The sequence below is a fragment of the Nocardia pseudobrasiliensis NBRC 108224 genome, from assembly GCF_001613105.1.
GTDB lineage: Bacteria > Actinomycetota > Actinomycetes > Mycobacteriales > Mycobacteriaceae > Nocardia > Nocardia pseudobrasiliensis.
The window spans coordinates 93789-111005 of sequence record NZ_BDBS01000033.1; the positions used below are offsets into that span (position 1 = coordinate 93789).

The following is a 17217-nucleotide window of genomic DNA, read 5'->3' on the forward strand; positions in this document are numbered from 1 at the left end:
GAACTTCGACCGCGGCGGGTATCAGTCGGTCAGGGCCGCCAGATAGGCGATGGCGGACTCGGTTTCGGGGACGCCGAGGCGGCGGTAGATTTCGACGGCGGCGCTCAGATCGGTCACCGCGGCCGGGGTGTCGCCCAGTTCGGCGCGGCAGCGCGCGGCGCCGTCGAGGGCGCGGGCCTGTTCGAGCGGGTATTCGCCGATTCCGGCGACGGCGAGCGCGTCGGTGAAGACGGTCAGGCCGCGATCCGGATCTCCGGTGGCGAGCAGTACCCGACCGAGGCCGTTGAGTTCCTCGGCCTGGCCGAGTCGATCGCCGATGTCGCGATAGTGGGCCAGGGCCTGTCGATGCAGGTCGGCGGCTTGCTGCTGGTCGCCGGTTCGTTCGTGCAGGATGCCGAGATTGCCGAGGGTGTCGGCCTCGTCGTGACGGTTGCCCAGCGCTCGGTTCAGGGCCAGGGCCTGCCGCAGCAGTTCGGCGGCCAGGTCGTGATCCCCGGATTCGCGGTGCACATATCCGAGGGCGGTGAGGGCCTGCGCCTCGCCGCGGCGGTCGCCGAGTTCGCGATAGATTCGCAGCGACTGCTGGAACAGCTCCGTGGCGTGGCCGTAATCGCCGGTATCGCGCCGCACGTATCCGAGATTGTTGAGGGCGTTGGCCTCCCCGAGGCGGTTGCCGATGTCGCGGTAGCGGTCGAGAGCCTGTTCGTGGAATTCGGCGGCCTGTTCGTAATCTCCGGTGCGCTGGTACATGCGCCCGAGGTTGTTGACGACGTAGGCCTCCCCGTGCTGATCGGTCACCTCGCGGTAGCCGCTCAGGGCCTGGCGCAGCAGATCGATGGCCTGTTCGAGGTCTCCGGCGTGACCGCGCAGGATGCCGAGATTGCCGAGGGCGTTGGCTTCCCCGCGGCGGTTGCCCAGATCGCGATAGCGGGCCAGGGCCTGCTGGAACAGGGTGGCGGCTCGCTCGTGATCGCCGGTGAGCCGGTGCACGACACCGAGGTGGATGAGGGCGTGCGCCTGTCCGAGGTCGTTGCCGAGGCCGCGGTAGAGGTCCAGGGCCTGCACATGCCAGTCGGCGGCCTGCTCGTAATCGTCGACGATCCACAGGACGTGCCCGAGATCGTTGAGGGCGTTGGCCTTTCCGAGTTGGTCGCCGAGTCGGCTGGCGATCTCGGCCGCCCGGCGATGCAGATGCGCCGCCAGCGGCCACGGTCCGTCCCGTTCCAGCAGCCCGGCCAGCACCGCGGTCGAGGCGGCCGCTCCCTCGGGTGCGTGGTCGACGGCGTATTCCAGGCAGGCCAGCAGATTCGCCCGTTCGGTGCGCAGCCAGGTCAGCGCCCGCATCTGATCGTCGAAATCCTGTGTCGCGACACCACTTTTCGTTTCGATGCGGGCGGTGTGGTCGACGGGCCGGGTGTGGCGGGCCAGCCAGCGGTCCGCGTTCGCGGCGGTGTGGCGGTAGTAGTCCAGCAGGCGATTCGCCGCTCGCGCATTGTCCTCGGCGGATGCGACGGCGGCGAGGGTGCGGGCGAATTCGCGGAGCAGATCGTGTAATCGGTAACGGCCGGGGCCGATTTCGTCGATCAGGTGGTCGGTGTACAGGGCCGTCAGATGCCGTCGCGCGGTGTCGAGCGGGAGGTCGGCCAGCGCCGCCACCGCCCACAGATCGAACTCGCTCCCCGGATGCAGACCCAGTAGCCCGAATACGATCTGCTGTTGGATCGACAGGTCCCGGTAGGACAGCTCGAACGCCGCGCGCACCGCCCGATCCGAGGTCTCGAGTTCGGCCAGTCGGTCGGTCGCGGCGGTGAACATCGCGGCGAGATCGGCGACGCTCCAGGCCGGATGGTGGGCCAGCTGTCCGGCCAGCAGCACAATGGCCAGCGGCAGGTGCCCGCACAGGGCCACCAGGTGATCCACGGCCGCTCGATCCGCGGCACCGATGTCGTCGCGGTGCGAGAGGGCGGCGAAAAGGGTTGCCGCGGAATCGGGATCGAGGACGTCGAGGGCGAGCGGAGCCGCGCCGTCGAGGGCGACCAGGCGACGGCGACTGGTCACCAGTGTCACGCATTCGGCGCCGGTGGGCAGGAGTGGTTCGATCTGCTCGGGCCCGGCGGCATCGTCGAGTACCAGCAGAACCCGCTTGTCCGCCAGCCGATCCCGCCACAGGTCGCGCCGCCCCTCCAGGGTGTCCGGCAGGATACGGGGATCCATCCCCAGATCGGTCAGCAGCCCCGCGAGCACTTCGGACGGATCCGCGACCGACTGTCCCGGGGTGTGCGCGTGCAGTGGTACGAAGTACTGCCCGTCGGGAAATCGGGCCGCCATTTCGTGGGCCGCGCGAATCGCCAACGCGGTCTTGCCGACTCCCGGCATCCCATCGATCGCGTGGATCGATACCACCCGCCCCGACTCGGCCGCCCGAACAATGCGATCCAACTGCTGCGTGCGTCCCACCAACGTATCCACATCCCGGGGCAGGGCCATGGTCGCGACCGGTCGCGCCGCCTCACCCGGGGCCTCCGCGACCGCAGCGGCCCACAACCGCTCCCACGCCCGCCGATCGACCAGATCCCCCCGCACCGACTTCCGCTGCCCCTTGACCAACCCGAACAACGTAACCAACACGGGCGCAACCGCATCGAACGTATGCGGCACATTCCGCCCCGTCCGCCAGTCACTGATCCGCTGCGCCGAAACCCCCGGCCGCGCCCCCACCCCCCGAGCCCCCCGCATCCGCTCCGAAGTCCCCCGAACAACCTGCTCCAACGTAGGCTTCCCCGCCGCCACGAACAGCTCCCCCAGCCGATCAGCGAAAACCCCACGAGCCGACCCGACTTCACCCTCTGCCGCCCTACCCATACCCCCATCCTATGAACCCACCCACCCCAACCCCCCACCCGACGAACCCACCCCTCCCCCACCCCCGCCGTCCGAAATCGCCTCACCCCCAGGCCGAGCGGCCGTGATCGCCCCGTCCCCATGCCGAGTAGAAGCGATCGCCTCACCCCCTAGCCGAGTGCCCGAAGTCCCCTCCCCCTCTTGCCGAGCAGATGAGGTTGCGCTGACCCATCGCTGAGGGGGTGGGAGCGCATCGTTTTCTCTTCCAGCGGGCCTGGTCGCTTCGCCCCGTCGGCGGGTGGGCGTGATCGACCCGTTTCCTTGTCGAGTGGGCGGGTCCCCACTATCCCTTCGCCGAGCGGAGCGAGGTGGAGGGGTTGGGTCGAGGGCCAGGAGGGTGGGGGATTGGTGGGTCAGGGATTGGGTGAGGATGGCGGTGGCTCGGGCAGCGTCGAGGGGTGTGGTGTCGGGGGAGGGGGCGGATTGCCAAGCGCCCCAGGTGATTGTGGTGGTGCGGGGGTGGGCGCGGGCGAGGGTGTCGAGGGTGGCGGTTATGGCGGATCGGGGAATGTCGTCGGAGGTGGTGGTGAACAGGAGGGTGAAGTCGATGGGGTCGGCTGTGGTCAGGGTGAGGAGGTCGGTGGCGGCTCGTACCGTGGGGGCGAACAGGTGGGGGAGGAAGGGGGCCGTGGTGGCTCCCGCGCCCGCGGCGTGGATGAGGCCGCGGATGGTGGAACCGCATGCGCGGATGTCTTCGAGTGCGCTGGCCAGGTCGGCTCGATCGGCGACGTCGCAGCGGGCCACCACGATTCGGTCGTCGAGGCCGTCCAGCAGTGGGGGGAGTGGGCGCGGCGTGCGGGTGAGGACGACCACGTCGCGGGCGCCCGCGTGCAGCAGCCAGCGGGCCGCCACCGCGCCCAGTGTGCCGAGGCCGCCGGTCACCACGTAGGTGCCGTCCGGCGAGATCGTCCGGGGCTGCGCGGTAGCGGGTACGGGCCGGAAGCGGCGGGCGGTGAGGATGGATCCGTCGATCGAGAGTTCTTCGGCCGCATCGTAAGTGAGCACTGCCGCGGCGACGGACCGCGCGTCGTCGCCGGGGGACCACAGCAGTCGGTGCGGCGTCGCAGCCCGCCGCAGGGCCCGGACCACCCCGGCGACGCCGTTCTGGGCGAGATCGGCATGGTCGCGCAGGACCACCGTCGACGCCACCACCGCCGGACACTCCCGCAGCCGGGTCAGCAGGTCGACGGCCCGCGCCACCGCCGTCGCCGGATCCTCGTCGCGGCCGGACCAGATGACCACCACCGCGGTCGGTTCCCGCAATCGCGCCAGTACGCCGTCGAATTCACGCGCCACCCGCTGCGTGGGAAGTCTGCGATCCAGCACCCGCGTGAGCCCGACGGCCAATGGCGACTCGCCGATGACCAGCGCCCGGTTCGGCAGCACGGACTCACCGAGCGGCGGCTCGACCCGAATCCAGTTCTCGGTCCGCAACACCGACTCCGCCCAGTCGAGCGCGGTGGCCACCGTGGGGCCGTAAGCCGTTGCACCAGAATGCCATTCGACAGCATCACCGGCCGATGGAGAACGACCCGCGGTCTCGAAATCCGAATCCGATCGCGCTTCCGCGTCGAAATCCGGCTTACGCCAATACCGTTCACAGATCTGACCCGAAAACGCCCCCTGCGCCGCCCAATCCACTCCCCGCCCTTCGAGATACAACCGTGCGACTCCACCCAGAAACGCCGCCGCCTCATCCTCCCGCCCGGCCATGGCGAACGCCGAATCCCGAAAGTCCGGATACTCGCGCACCACCTCGGACAGCACCGCATCCGGAGCCATCTCCAGGACGGTGGTCATACCGTCCGCCGCGGCGGCCTCCAGTGCCGCATCCAAATGCACCGGACCACCGGCATTCTCGACCCAGTACGCCACCCCGGGCCCCGCCTCGCCGATCACCTCGCCCCGCCGCGTCGTCGAATACATGGGCACCCGCGGCTCAGCGGATCCCCACCCGTCCAGCGGCGAAACATCAACCGTGCCGATCGACACGAGATCATCGGAGACGGCCCGCGCGACCACACCCCGCCGCCGCGCCCGCCGCACCACCGCATCCAACCGCCGCGTCGGACCCGCGATCACCACCGCATCCGGCCCGTGCACCGCCGCGACAACGACCTCCCCGCGCATCGGCTCCACCAGCCGCCCGACCTCATCGAGAGTGGTCTCCAACAACACCGCCCGCAGCCGCCCCCGCTCGAATTCCGCCCGCGCCACCGCCAGCCGCGCCCCGTCCCGCAGCGAAATCGCCTCGCTCACCACCGCCGCCGCGATCTCACCGGCGCCGGTTCCGATCACTCCGTCGGCTCGAATTCCGAAGGCCCGCACCAACTCCGCCATCGCCAGCTGAAAGACGAATATCGCCTGCGCCCGCGTGTCGAATCCGTGCCGCGGCGTCCATACCCGCGGCCCACCCGCTCGCACCACCGCATCGGTGGCCTCGGCCACCGCCCGCGCGAAGACCGGATACCGAGCCGCCAGCGCCCGTCCCATCCGCGCGTGCTCACCCCCGCGTCCCGGAAACAGCAGCAGCACACCACCATCGCGCCGCGTGGCCTCGGGCCCGAACACCACCCGCCGATCCCCGTCGCTCATATGACCGCGCGCGAGCCCCCGCAGCCGCGCCACAGCGACGGCGTGGTTGTTCGCGACAACGGCCGCCCGCACCCGCTCCGGCAGCAAACGCCCTGCCGCCGAGGAGAAGTCGCGCAGTGGCGGATGCTCCGCCAGCAGCGCATCCGCCCATACCCCGGCCAACTCGCGCACCCTGCCCTCATCGGCCCCACTCAGCGCGATCACCACCGGCGGATCCCCGCCGCGATCCGGCTCCTCGGTCGCACCGCGCAGCACCGCGTGCGCGGTGGTGCCGCCGACCCCGACCGAACCGATCCCGGCTACCCGCCGCGCCGTCGCGATCTCCTGCCAGCCGATCGGCTCCGTCGGCGCCCGCAGCCCTCGCTCGTCGAGTCGCAACGCCGCGCTGCGCTGCCGAAAAATGCTGGCAGGCGCGATGATTCCCCGCTGAATGCACAGCGCCGCCTTGGCCAGCCCGGTCACGCCCGCCGCCGCGTCGAGCGGTCCGAGATCGGCCGTCACCGATCCCACCCAGATCTTCGCCGCGGGCGCGCCGCCGGACCGCAGCACTGCGGCGAGGGCGTCGATCTCCACCGAATCGCCGGAAGTCGCCGCGCCGCCGTGACATTCGAAGTAACCTGCCGCATGCGGATCGAGCCCCGCCCGCTCCCAGGCCGTGCGGATCACCCGTCGTCGCGCCGACCCGTCCCGTTCCGATCGACCGTCCGAACCGACTGCGGTGCCGAGTATTTCGGCATACACTCGGTTCCCCTCCCGCCGCGCGTCGGCGGTGCGCTGCAGCACCACGACCGTGCCCGCATGCGCGTCGACCCCGCCGACGAGCGCCCACGGCACCGTCCCGTCGGACAGCAGGCGCACGGCCAGGTCGACCGCGGCCAGCGACGACGAACCGGCGCTGTCCAGTACGAGACTCGGGCCGCGCAGATCCAGCACCTGCGACACCCGATTGGCGATCATGTTCGACCCGCCCGCCCCGACGAGTACCGCGGCGGGCGAGCCGCGGGCGCGATAGCCGATTCCGGCATCGTCGAGGGCCTCGATCGCCACGGTCAGGCTGAGCCGTTCGCGCGGATCCATCGCCGCGGCGGTATCCGGATCGATCCCGAACCAGTCGTGATCGAATTCGGACTCCAGCAGAGCGGCCGACCCACCCTCGAGCAACATCCCCCAGAGTCGCCGCACCCCCGCCACGCCGGGCATCCGGCAGCCGATGCCGATGATCGATACCGGCGGCGCTGGCGCGGGCTCGATCATCGCTGCGTTCTCCCTCGCTGCCTCCGGCGACAAGCGCCGACAGTCGGGTAACCCCCAGCGATTATGCCGAGTCCGCGCCCCGCGGAGAAGTCCTTTCGGTGTGCCGGTGGATGCCCTACGGTTGCGCTGTGTCATCGAAACGGACAGACGTGACCGATGGACGGCCCGGCACGCTGATCACCCTCGCCCGCTGCTGTGCCGCGCTCGCCGCCACACCCGCCAAGCTATTGCGTCCCCGCCAACCGGATCGGACATTTCTGGCGGACCTGACGGTCGCCGCGATTCCGCAGGCGCGCAATACCGTTCGTTTCACCGCGCTGATGCAGGGCCGCCTGTCCGCACCCACCACGATCATCGCCGAGGGCGCGCGCAGCCTGGGCGAGACCCGGATGGCCATGGGCGCCTTCCTGGTCGAACATCCGCAGGCCCGATTCCTGGTAGATCCGGCGCTGTGCGCGGGCGTGCACGATCGGGTGCTGCCGGGTATGCCGCTGCCGGTGCGCGTGCTGGTCGCGCCGAAGAAACCGGTGCTGGGCCTGGCCGACGCGCTCGCGGCTCGCGATCTGACCGGCGAGGACATCGATTTCGCGCTGGCCACCCATCTGCACTGGGATCATGTGTCCGGCCTGCTCGAATTGCCGGATTCGCTCGAATTGCGCGTTCCGGCAATCGAATACGAATGGGCGATGACCGGAGCGGAGGCGCCCTACGGCGTCGTGCGCGCCCCGCTGCGCGACCGCGCGATCGGCCATGTGGAGCTCGACGGCCCGCCGGTGCTCACCTTCCCGCGCAGCCACGACGTCTTCGGCGACGGCGCGGTGGTGCTGGTGGATCTGGCCGGGCACACCCCCGGCAGCGTCGGCGTGCTGCTCGCGGTCGACGACGGCACTCGGGTGTTGCTGGCGGGCGATTCGGTCTGGAACACGCTGCAGATTCGGCTCGTTCGCGAGAAGGCGCCGCTGCCGGGGCAGCTGTTCGACGCCGATCGCGATCGCGCCTTCGAAACCATTCAGCGCCTGCACGCCCTGCCGGACGGTATCGAGGTCATCGCCAGCCACGACTTCGCCGCGGTCGCCTCGCGGGCCTGAAACCGACTGGCGGGTCCCACGACTCGCGACTACTGTCGGGTTCGGTACGTGGATTGTGTATAGGGTTCCGCGCCCGGGTCGCGCCCGGCTCCCATGAGCCGGGTCCCCAAAACAACCAGATCCGGGCGGACTGGACCGAGCTACACCACGGCGGATCCGGTAGCCACCCGGAGGCGTCGACATCTGACGGGATAAAAGCCTCGAGGACTTCTATCGGCATGTCCTCGAGGAGTTTTCGATGATCGTCGCGACACTGTTGGCCGCATTGCTGCACGCGAGCTGGAACGCGATCGCGCACTGGATTCCCGATAAGACCACCTCGGTCGCGATCATCAGTCTGGGCGGACTGATCTGCGTCACCCCGCTGGTATTCCTGGCCGATCCGCCCGCCGCGGCCGCGTGGCCGTATCTGATCGCGTCGGTGGTGGTGCATCTGGCCTACAACGCGCTGCTGATGACCTCCTACCGGCTCGGCGATCTGAGTCAGACCTATCCGCTGGCCCGGGGCACCTCCCCGCTCGTGGTCACCGTGCTCGCGGCCACGCTGATCGGTGAGACGCCCAGCGCCCGCCAACTCTGCGGCGTGCTGCTGATCTCGGCGGGCCTGGCCTCCCTGGTGTTCTGGGGATATCGCGAAAACCCGAGCCGCCCGGCCACGATCGCGGCCGCGGTCGGCACCGGACTGATGATCGCCGCGTACACGACCATCGATGGCGTCGGTGTGCGGCGGGCCGAGAGCACGCTCGGCTACATCGGCTGGTTGATGCTGCTCGAACAGGTCACCATCGTCGCGTTCGCCACCGTGGTGCGGGGCCGCGGGATGTGGGTGCGCAGCCGCCCGATCTGGCATATCGGCCTGCTCGGCGGCGCGATGGCCGTACTCGCCTACGGGCTGGTGCTGTGGGCCCAGACCCGCGGCGCGCTGGCCGATGTCGCGGCGCTGCGCGAGACCAGCATCATCATCGGCGCGCTGATCGGCACCATCTGGTTCAAGGAAAGTTTCGGCGCCGCACGGGTTTTGGCGACCTGTGCGGTATTCGCCGGTATCGCGGTCATGCTTTGACGAGCACGGCCCGGGTGTAGAGCAACTGGAAACCGCTGCGCTGGGCGTTCTGCTGGGATTTGGAGCCGGGCATCGTGGTGATCACGGCCAGTTCGCAATCCGCCCGCGCCGCATCGGCCAAACGCGCCGACAGCAGCGCGGTCTGCACGCCGTGGCGGCGATGTGCTGGCACGGTCGCGGCGCCGGTGAGCTGGGCGATGCCGTCGCAGGTCCGCATACTCGCGCCACCGGCCGCCGCTCCGCCGCGCCGGGCGAGATAGCGGAGCACGCCGCTCGCCTCGGTCATATCCCGCATGACCGTGGCGAGCACCTCGCGCGTGAACTCCTCCGGGGAGGCCATACCCTGCTCGTCCGGATGTGCGAAACCGTCGACCACCGCGTCGAGCCAGGTGTCGAACTCCTCGTCGCCGCTGAGCCGAATCTCGATATCGGGCGCGGCTTCTCGGGTGTAGCCGGATTCGATGGTCCGGCCCAGGATGTTCTCGAACCAGGCCAGCCGATAGCCCCGCTCGGTGAGCAGGGTGGCCAGGCCGGGATCGCCGAGATGAGCCAGTTCGACCTGTACGGGCGATTGCCGTGCGGCATAGGTCTGTTCGATCTCGTCCAGCTCCGCGAACGAGACCGACTCGCCGAAACCCAGGCCCACCACCTTGTTCAGTGGTGAGCCGGGCCCGCCGTAACAGGCCGCGCCACCGGCGATCGGCCGCACGAAACCGCCGTCGCCGGGCCGGCTGTCGCGGGCCCGCGCGGCGCTCGAGGTGATCAGCTCCGCCTCGGCGCGCTCGATCCGCGCGGCCAACTCGGTACCGCAGAACAGCGATTCGGTCACAAGGCAGTTATATCGGCCCTGTCCAGCGAATTCCGTATGTTCAGGCCACGAACGAGGCGAGCCGCTGGTTGATCAGCGCCTCGGCCTCGGAGACCATGCGCGAGATCAGTTCCGCGCAGGTCGGAATGTCGTCGATCAGGCCCTGGACCTGCCCGGCGCTCCAGATGCCCGCATCCAGATCGCCCTCCTCGAACACCCGGCGGCCGCGCGCGCCCGCGACCAGATCGCGCACATCGTCGAAGGTGGCGCCGCCGGCCCGCTCGATCTCGACGACCTTGCGGCTGATCTCGTTGTTGGCCACCCGCGCGGTGTTGTGCAGGGTGCGGAAGATCAGCTGGGTGTCGCGCTCGGAATGGGCGACGATCTGTTCCTTGACCTTCTGGTGGATCGCCGACTCCTGGGTGCACATGAAGCGGGTTCCCATATTCACCCCGTCCGCGCCCAGCGCCAGCGCCGCGACCAGGCCGCGCGCGTCGGCGATACCGCCGGAGGCGATGATCGGGATGGTCAGCGCCTTGGCGGCCGCGGGGATCAGGATCAGGCCGGGCACATCGTCCTCGCCCGGGTGACCGGCGCATTCGAAGCCGTCGATGCTCACGCCGTCGACGCCGATCTTCTGCGCCTTGAGCGCGTGCCGGACGCTGGTGCACTTGTGCAGCACCTTGATCCCGGCCTCCTTGTAATAAGGAAGGAAGGGCTCCGGGTTGCTGCCCGCGGTCTCGACGATCTTCACGCCGGACTCGATGATCGCCCGGACGTACTCCTCGTACGGCGGCGGATTGATCGACGGCAGGATGGTGACGTTCACGCCGAACGGCTTATCGGTCAGCTCGCGGGCGCGCTCGATCTCGCGGCGCAGATCGTCGGGGGTGGGCTGGGTGAGGGCGGTGATGAAGCCCAGGCCGCCCGCATTGGCGACGGCCGCGACCAGCTCGGCCCGACCGACCCACATCATGCCGCCCTGCACGATCGGATGCTCGACCCCGAACAGTTCGGTGAACCTGGTCCGCAACATCTGTGTTGTCCTCCTGCCTGCGCGGACGCGCCTGCGCCTCGTTGCCGTCGATAGTGGCACGGCGGTCTCCGCGGCGACAACCTCCATGTAAGTCACAGTTTGCTGATCGCTTCAACCATGGCGTAAATCGGTCGGATCGATAGCGATTCCCCTACGCTCCCGTAAGTGGACCTGAGCTGCGAAATGATCAAATGAGAAGAATTTGCCCAATCCTTCTCTGTAACCCTTGTCACGGTGAAAAGTTAGTTGATATTCTCACCTGCGTTCGAGAGGAGTTCAGATGACGCAGGTGCTCGACGAACCGATTCGGTCGCGGCGCAACCACTGGAACAATCAGCTGGCCACCCATGCGCTCATGCGTCCCGACGCGGTGGCCGTGCGGTTCCGCGGGCGCGACACCACCTGGCGGCAACTGCACGAGCGCTCGCTGCGCTTCGCCGCCGCGCTCGCTCGGCGCGGGGTCGGATTCGGCGATCGGGTGCTCATCCTCGCGCTGAACCACACCGAATATCTCGAGGCCGTCTTCGGCATCAACGCGCTCGGCGCGATCGCGGTCCCGGTGAACTTCCGGCTGACCCCGCCCGAGCTGGCCTATATCGTCGCCGACTCCGGCGCGAAGGCGATCGTCACCGACACCGCGCTGCGGCCGCTGGCGCTCGGCGCGCTCGCACAGTCCCCGGCGCTCGGGCTCTGCGTCGTGATCGGCGCGAGCAGCGACGAGCAGACGCTCGGTTACGACGACGCCCTGGCCGAGGACGGCGAAACCCCGGCGCCACTGGACATTCCGGAGGACACGCCGTGCCTGATCATGTACACCTCGGGCACCACCGGTAGCCCCAAGGGTGCGGTGCTGTCGCACGGCAATATGTACGCCCAGGCCCTGACCTGCCTGCGGGCACTGAATCTGACCCCGGACGCGATCGGCTTCTGCACCTCACCGCTGTTCCACATCGCCGGATTGGGCAGTCTCGCACCGGCATTCCTGCTCGGCTGCAAAACCGTACTGCATCCGCTCGGCGCGTTCGACGCCACCGAATTCCTCGACGCGGTCGAGGCGGAACAGGCGACCTCGGCGTTCTGCGTACCCGCGCAGTGGCAGCTGATCTGCGATGAGCCGACCGTCAAACAGCGCAAACTGGCGCTGCGCGTACTCAGTTGGGGCGCCGCGCCCGCCTCGGACACCGTGCTGCGGGCCATGGCCGACTGTTTTCCGGACGCGGAGAATGTCGCGGTCTTCGGCCAGACCGAGATGTCGCCGATCACCTGCGTGCTCGAGGGGCGCGACGCGCTGCGCAAACTCGGCTCGGTCGGTAGGCCCATCCCGACCATCCAGACGCGCATCGTCGACGACGAGATGAACGATGTGGCCCCCGGCGAGATCGGCGAGATCGTCTATCGCGGACCGACTCTCATGCAGGGCTACTGGAACAAACCTCAGGCCACGGCCGACGCGTTCGCGGGCGGCTGGTTCCACTCCGGAGATCTGGTGCGCCAGGACGAGGAGGGTTTCGTCTGGGTGGTGGACCGCAAGAAGGACATGATCATCTCCGGCGGTGAGAACATCTACTGCGCCGAGGTCGAGAACGTGCTGTTCGGCCATCCCGGAATTCGCGAGGCCGCGGTCATCGGGCGTGCGCACGAGAAGTGGGGCGAGGTACCGGTGGCGGTCGTCGCGCTGGTCGATCCCGACGCCGAACTCACCCTCGCCGAGCTCGAACCGTATCTGAACGAGAATCTGGCCCGCTACAAACACCCCAAGGATTTGGTCGTCGTCGCCGAACTGCCCCGCAACGCCAGCGGCAAGGTTGTGAAAGTCCAACTGCGCAAGGAGTATTCGGACTAGGCGGTCGCGATCGATCGGGCAGTATGGAATTCATGTTGCTCGATCACGCCCGTACCGCCGTCCTGGCCCTGCATTGGCAGGTCAATATCGTCAAGCCGGAGGGGTTCTTCGGGCCAATGCTTGCCGGACCCGTCGAGGCCAGCGGGGTGATCGAGCGCGCCCGGGGGTTCCATCAGGCCGCCCTGGCGGCGGGGATTCCGGTGCTGTTCACCCGGTTCACCGTGCCGGTGGGCGAGGGAGAGCTGGTGCGCAACACCGGTTTCATGCGGTCGGTGGCCGCGGCGCAGACCGAATTCCGGCCGGAGGCGCCGGGCGCGCAGATCATTCCGGAGATGCGCGATCAGATCACCGTCGGCGCGGTATTCGACAATCAGAAACTGTCCGGCCTGGCCGGTAACGCGCTGGCGGGCTGGCTGGCCGCGCGCGGGGTGACCACGCTGCTCATCACCGGCGTGGCGACCAATCTCACCGTCGAGCAGACCGCCCGCCACGCCACCGATCTCGGCTTCGTCGTCCATGTCGTCGCCGACTGCGTCACGGCCGCGACCGTCGAGGCGCATATCGCCTCGCTGGCGAATCTCGAATTGGCCACCGCCGGTAGCGTTTCCGTCGAGCAGGTCCTGCCCGAACCGGGTGCGGTGCGGCCCTAGATCAGATCGTTGCGGGTGAGCCAGCGCATGATCCACCAGCCGCAGAACACCGGCAGCCAGCAGGTCAGCACGCGATAGAGCAGAACCGCGGGCACGCCGATGGCCGCGGGCACGCCGAAGGCGGCCAGACCACCGATCAGCGCGGCCTCCACGGCGCCGACGCCGCCGGGTGTCGGCGCCGCCGAGGCGAGCGTGCCGCCGATCATGGTGACCACGGTGACCGTCACGAATGTCGTACTGCCGCCGAAGGCCTCGATACTGGCCCACAGCGCCCCGGCCGCGCCGAGCGTGATGGCCGCGCAGCCGCCCACGATCATGGCCAGTCGACTCGGGCTGCGGCCCAGCGATCGCAGTTCGTTCACGACCTCGGCCAGCTGGGGGCGCACCTCGGTGCGCAGCCAGCGCCGTACCTGCGGTACGAACATGGCCACGCCCAGCAGGCCCAGCAGCGCACCGGCCACCAGATACAGCACGGTGGCGCTGGGGACGATATGCGCGAGATTCGTCGAAACGCCCGCGGCCACACTGAAGAACACCAGCAGCACCACGTGGGTGATCACCTGCACCGCCTGCTGCAGCGCGACCGCCGCGGTGGCGCGCACCGCGCCGAGCCCGTTCCGCTGCAGGAAGCGCACATTCAACGCGAGACCGCCGACGCCCGCGGGCGTGGTGGTGGCGGCGAAGGTGTTGGCCACCTGGGCCAGCAGCAGCCGGGGGAAGTTCACGGCCTCGGAGGTGCAGCCCCACAGCGCCATGGCCGCGCCCAGATAGGTGCCCACCGATACCGCGAGCCCGAGCAGACCCCACCACCAATTGGCCGTGCGCAGTTCGGTGATGAAGGTCGGCACCTGGCTGATATAGGGATAGGCCACGTAGACCAGGCCGATCAGCAGCACCAGCTGAATGATCTGATTGCGCGAGAAGCGGGTGATGCGCGCGGATTCGATGCGATCGGCGTCGGTCTGATGCAGCACCTCCGCGCGCACCGCCTTCATCAGCGCGCCCGCGTCGGGCACGGACTTGCGCACCGAGGAGGACATGGCCGATTTCGTCAGGCGTCGCGAGGCATTGAGCACCGACTGCTCGCCCAGGACCGCGATAGCCGTGCGCACCGCGGTCTCCGCGCCGAACAGCGCGCCGGCGGTCAGCAGCAGCTGCGCGATATCGGTGGAGAAGCGCGATTCGTAGGCCCCGAATTCGGCCCACATGAACCCGCCGAACAGGATTCGCCCGTCGGCGACGCGAATCTCCTCGGCGTGCAGATCGCCGTGTGAGATCTGGGAGCGGTGCATGTTCTGCAGGGCCCGGAAGACATTGGCGAGCACCACCTCGTTGTCGGTGGTCGATAGCGCCGAGCCGCGGGGTTTGGTGTGCGCGTAGAGGGTCCATCCGCGATCGAGCGCGGCGACGGTGAGCGGTTTATTGCTCGCCAGGCCCAGATCGCCGATGGCGATACCCATCAGCGCGCGATGTTCCACCGCGCGGCGCATGGAGGCGAAGGCCGCGGGCCGCTCACTGCTGCGGAAGGTCAACCAGCGCCGCAACTGTCGCAGCATGCCCCAACTGCGTTGATTCTGGCCGTACATCTCCACGACCAGCTGATGGTGCGGTCCGGCCTCGGCCGACAGCAGCAGCGGACCCGGTCCGGCCGGGCGGATCACGGTGAAACCGGTGACCGTATAACCGCGTACGGCCAGCACCCGCACCGCGGCGTCCAGCGGCACCTCCAGTGCGGGCGTGCCGACCAGCAGCACGATCACCGCGCCGACCAGCCAGCCCATGGCCAGTCCGAACATCGCCCGCGAGGGCACCACCAAACTCACGAACAGATGCAGCGGCACGAACGCGCCCAGCAGCGCCCACCACCAGCGCCGCCAGGAGGCGGGCAGCCAGGGACTGGCGACGGTGAGCATCGCGGTCAGCATGGCGATCCACCGCGGATCGTCGAGGAATTGCGACAGGAAGGTGTCGAGCTGTTTGGGCACCGCCAGATGCCATTGCGGTGCGGAGATTCCGGTGCCGGTGATCGAAAGTCCCAGTACCGCGAGCAGTCCCGCGGCCAGATAACCGGCGAGCAGTTTCCACTGCCACCGGAAGATCAGGCGGACGAGGATCGCGAAGGGCAGGGCGCAGATCGCGGTGCTGTAGAGCAGATAGACGATATTGGACTGCTCGGGGGTGAGGATCACGAGAATGCCGGAGACCGATTTCTCCAGCGCCTCCCAGCGCGGCCGGGTGATCAGCGAGCCCGCGACGACCAGCGCGACCAGCAGGGCCGACAGCACCACGCGCAGAATATCGCTGGTGCGCCGGATCCTCGGCTGCAGCAGGCTGCCGGAGACGGGAATTTCCCGTCCGTCGACTCGCATGTCGTATCGCTTTCGGATCGAGGGAGCGGCGTCGGTCCCGGGGTCGGCTCGGGTGTGAGTATGCAGGAGTGCCTCGAGCGCCCCGACGGCAACACGCCGTCGCGGCCGTGCGCCGCGCGTGGTAGATGCCCTCACCCCGGCTGCTCGATCGCTCCGACGCCGTACACCGCGCCGGTCCGTGGTCCCGCGTCGAGTTCGGCGATCGCCGCCGCCACCTGTTCGGTGGGTACCGAATCCGGAAAGGAATTGGGCGCGACCGCGTTCACCCGCACCCCGAATTCGGCGAATTCGGCGGCCAGATGCCGGGTCAGCTGGTCCAGTGCGGCCTTGGAGGCGGAGTAGATCGCCTGCCCACCCTGATACACCCGCGAGCCCGAGACGCTGGATATGTTCACGATATTGCGATTGCGCTCGCGATTGTCGCGGTCGGCGTGCAGCCAGCAGCGCTGGGCCAGCCGGGTCGCCAGCCGCAGCGGCACACCGACGTTCAGCGCGAAATGCGGATCGAATTCCGCCAGCGCCGCCTCGCCGTCGACCACCCCGCGCGGCAGCATTCGGGCGTGCGCGGCGGCGTTGACCAGAAGATCCACCGCGCCGTAACGGGCCAGCGCCAGATCCACGACCCGTTCCGCCTCACCGGCACGGGTCAGATCGGCGCGCACCACGAATACCCGGAAGTCGTTCTCCGGCAACGATTCATCCGGCGCGAGCGGATCGATGAACCATTCCTCCTGCGAGGGCACGGCCGGCACCCGGGTCCGGCATACGGCCACGATGTCGTAGCGGTCGCGATAGGCCCGGCAGAAGGCGTCGCCCAGCGTTCCGCCCGCCCCGGTCAGCAGGCACACCCGTCGGTCACCATTCGGCAATGCGATCTCCTCCCCAGCGACGCGCCGCCTGTTCACGCGGCTGATGCAGCCACATCGCGACGCTGGTGCGCGCGGCGGCGTTGGCGCCCAGGAAGCTGTGCCACGACCGCGGGGTGCATTCGAAGACGAGCATCGAATTGTTCAGCGGCGGAACGATCACCGCCGGACGCGGATCCCGGCCGCCGCTCTCGGCGAACAGCCCGGTCTCTCCGCCGTCGCCGGGTCGCCACGGCGGATTGCCGAGATAAAACAGCACCGCCACCGCGCGCACCAGCTCGCGGGCGTCCATCCCGTCCGGCCGTGCGCCGGTGCGGGGTTCGATCGCGGGATCGGGCAGGCCGATCGCACCGGGCGCGGGCGATCGCGCCGGGAACCAGGCGGGCGACAGATCGTGACGCGGCCGCCCACGCGGGCTGTTCGCGGCGTGGCGATGTAGCGAAACCTCGACATCACCGCAGGTCTCGACCCCGCTCACCCGGGTGATCAGATCGTGCCAGGGACGCGACAGGAACAATGCCAGCGGACCGTCGGGCAGTGCGGTCAGCGGTACGTCGGTGGCGCTGTCCGCGTGCGCCCGCTCGAACTGCTCGGTCAGCAGCCGATGGAATTGCGGGACGAAGACATCGCGGACGTAGATGTGGGGGAAGGGACGAGTCCGCCGGATCCATCGCCGATGGGCCAGTAGATCGGTGAACCACCCCGGCAACCCCTCGGTTTCCATGCCAACTCCCTCCCGAACAA

Annotated in this window: 11 protein-coding genes; 4 read left to right on the top strand and 7 right to left on the bottom strand. The window is 69.0% G+C overall.

The features are described 5' to 3' along the window. Positions 1-21: 21 nt before the first annotated feature. Entirely contained in the window at positions 22-2628 is a 2607-nt protein-coding gene (locus tag NP4_RS25555; protein WP_147288066.1) for an ATP-binding protein, read from the bottom strand. A gap of 243 nt (positions 2629-2871) precedes the next feature. Then, the gene (locus NP4_RS25560; protein WP_068002782.1) at positions 2872-6750 is read right to left on the bottom strand and encodes an SDR family NAD(P)-dependent oxidoreductase; all 3879 of its coding nucleotides are present in this window, start codon (positions 6748-6750) and stop codon (positions 2872-2874) included. A gap of 149 nt (positions 6751-6899) precedes the next feature. Between NP4_RS25560 and NP4_RS25565 the strand changes: the two genes are divergently transcribed. Together NP4_RS25565 and NP4_RS25570 are read left to right on the top strand one after the other, a co-directional pair. Continuing rightward, a complete protein-coding gene (locus NP4_RS25565) occupies positions 6900-7838 on the top strand; it encodes an MBL fold metallo-hydrolase (RefSeq protein WP_245998419.1) in 939 nt (312 codons plus the stop codon). A gap of 238 nt (positions 7839-8076) precedes the next feature. Then, positions 8077-8901 carry an EamA family transporter gene (locus tag NP4_RS25570; RefSeq protein ID WP_068002785.1) on the top strand — a complete coding sequence of 275 codons (825 nt, stop codon included), beginning with the start codon at positions 8077-8079 and terminating at the stop codon, positions 8899-8901. Here the strand turns inward: NP4_RS25570 and NP4_RS25575 are convergent. Next, positions 8891-9718: a GNAT family N-acetyltransferase gene (locus NP4_RS25575; RefSeq protein ID WP_082876222.1), complete on the bottom strand. Its 828-nt coding sequence runs from the start codon at positions 9716-9718 to the stop codon at positions 8891-8893. The two genes, NP4_RS25570 and NP4_RS25575, sit on opposite strands and share 11 nt — an antisense overlap. Before the next feature lie 52 nt (positions 9719-9770). After that, entirely contained in the window at positions 9771-10745 is a 975-nt protein-coding gene (locus tag NP4_RS25580; protein ID WP_068002791.1) for an NAD(P)H-dependent flavin oxidoreductase, read from the bottom strand. A 280-nt stretch (positions 10746-11025) separates the two neighbouring features. On the opposite strand from NP4_RS25580, the gene fadD5 reads away from it, so the two are divergent. Continuing rightward, on the top strand, positions 11026-12588 hold the full coding sequence (gene fadD5 / locus NP4_RS25585; RefSeq protein ID WP_068002794.1) for a fatty-acid--CoA ligase FadD5: 1563 nt from the start codon (positions 11026-11028) through the stop codon (positions 12586-12588). A 32-nt stretch (positions 12589-12620) separates the two neighbouring features. After that, the gene (locus tag NP4_RS25590; protein WP_068002917.1) at positions 12621-13238 is read left to right on the top strand and encodes a cysteine hydrolase family protein; all 618 of its coding nucleotides are present in this window, start codon (positions 12621-12623) and stop codon (positions 13236-13238) included. On the opposite strand, the gene NP4_RS25595 is transcribed toward NP4_RS25590, so the two are convergent. From NP4_RS25595 to NP4_RS25605, 3 genes are all read right to left on the bottom strand, one after another. Then, positions 13235-15607, bottom strand: a complete 2373-nt coding sequence (locus NP4_RS25595) for a lysylphosphatidylglycerol synthase transmembrane domain-containing protein (protein ID WP_068002800.1) — start codon at positions 15605-15607, stop codon at positions 13235-13237. The two genes, NP4_RS25590 and NP4_RS25595, sit on opposite strands and share 4 nt — an antisense overlap. Positions 15608-15738: 131 nt before the next feature. After that, on the bottom strand, positions 15739-16476 hold the full coding sequence (locus NP4_RS25600) for an SDR family NAD(P)-dependent oxidoreductase (protein WP_245998421.1): 738 nt from the start codon (positions 16474-16476) through the stop codon (positions 15739-15741). Then, the gene (locus tag NP4_RS25605; protein WP_068002806.1) at positions 16463-17197 is read right to left on the bottom strand and encodes a 2OG-Fe(II) oxygenase; all 735 of its coding nucleotides are present in this window, start codon (positions 17195-17197) and stop codon (positions 16463-16465) included. Before NP4_RS25605 ends, NP4_RS25600 begins: the two co-directional genes overlap by 14 nt. Positions 17198-17217 lie beyond the last annotated feature (20 nt).

Coding starts and splice junctions, on each gene's coding strand:
- NP4_RS25560 (WP_068002782.1), bottom strand. CDS start 6,750: ATGATCGAGCCCGCGCCAGCGCCGCCGGTATCGATCATCGGCATCGGC.
- NP4_RS25570 (WP_068002785.1), top strand. CDS start 8,077: ATGATCGTCGCGACACTGTTGGCCGCATTGCTGCACGCGAGCTGGAAC.
- NP4_RS25580 (WP_068002791.1), bottom strand. CDS start 10,745: ATGTTGCGGACCAGGTTCACCGAACTGTTCGGGGTCGAGCATCCGATC.
- fadD5 (WP_068002794.1), top strand. CDS start 11,026: ATGACGCAGGTGCTCGACGAACCGATTCGGTCGCGGCGCAACCACTGG.
- NP4_RS25590 (WP_068002917.1), top strand. CDS start 12,621: ATGTTGCTCGATCACGCCCGTACCGCCGTCCTGGCCCTGCATTGGCAG.
- NP4_RS25595 (WP_068002800.1), bottom strand. CDS start 15,607: ATGCGAGTCGACGGACGGGAAATTCCCGTCTCCGGCAGCCTGCTGCAG.
- NP4_RS25605 (WP_068002806.1), bottom strand. CDS start 17,197: ATGGAAACCGAGGGGTTGCCGGGGTGGTTCACCGATCTACTGGCCCAT.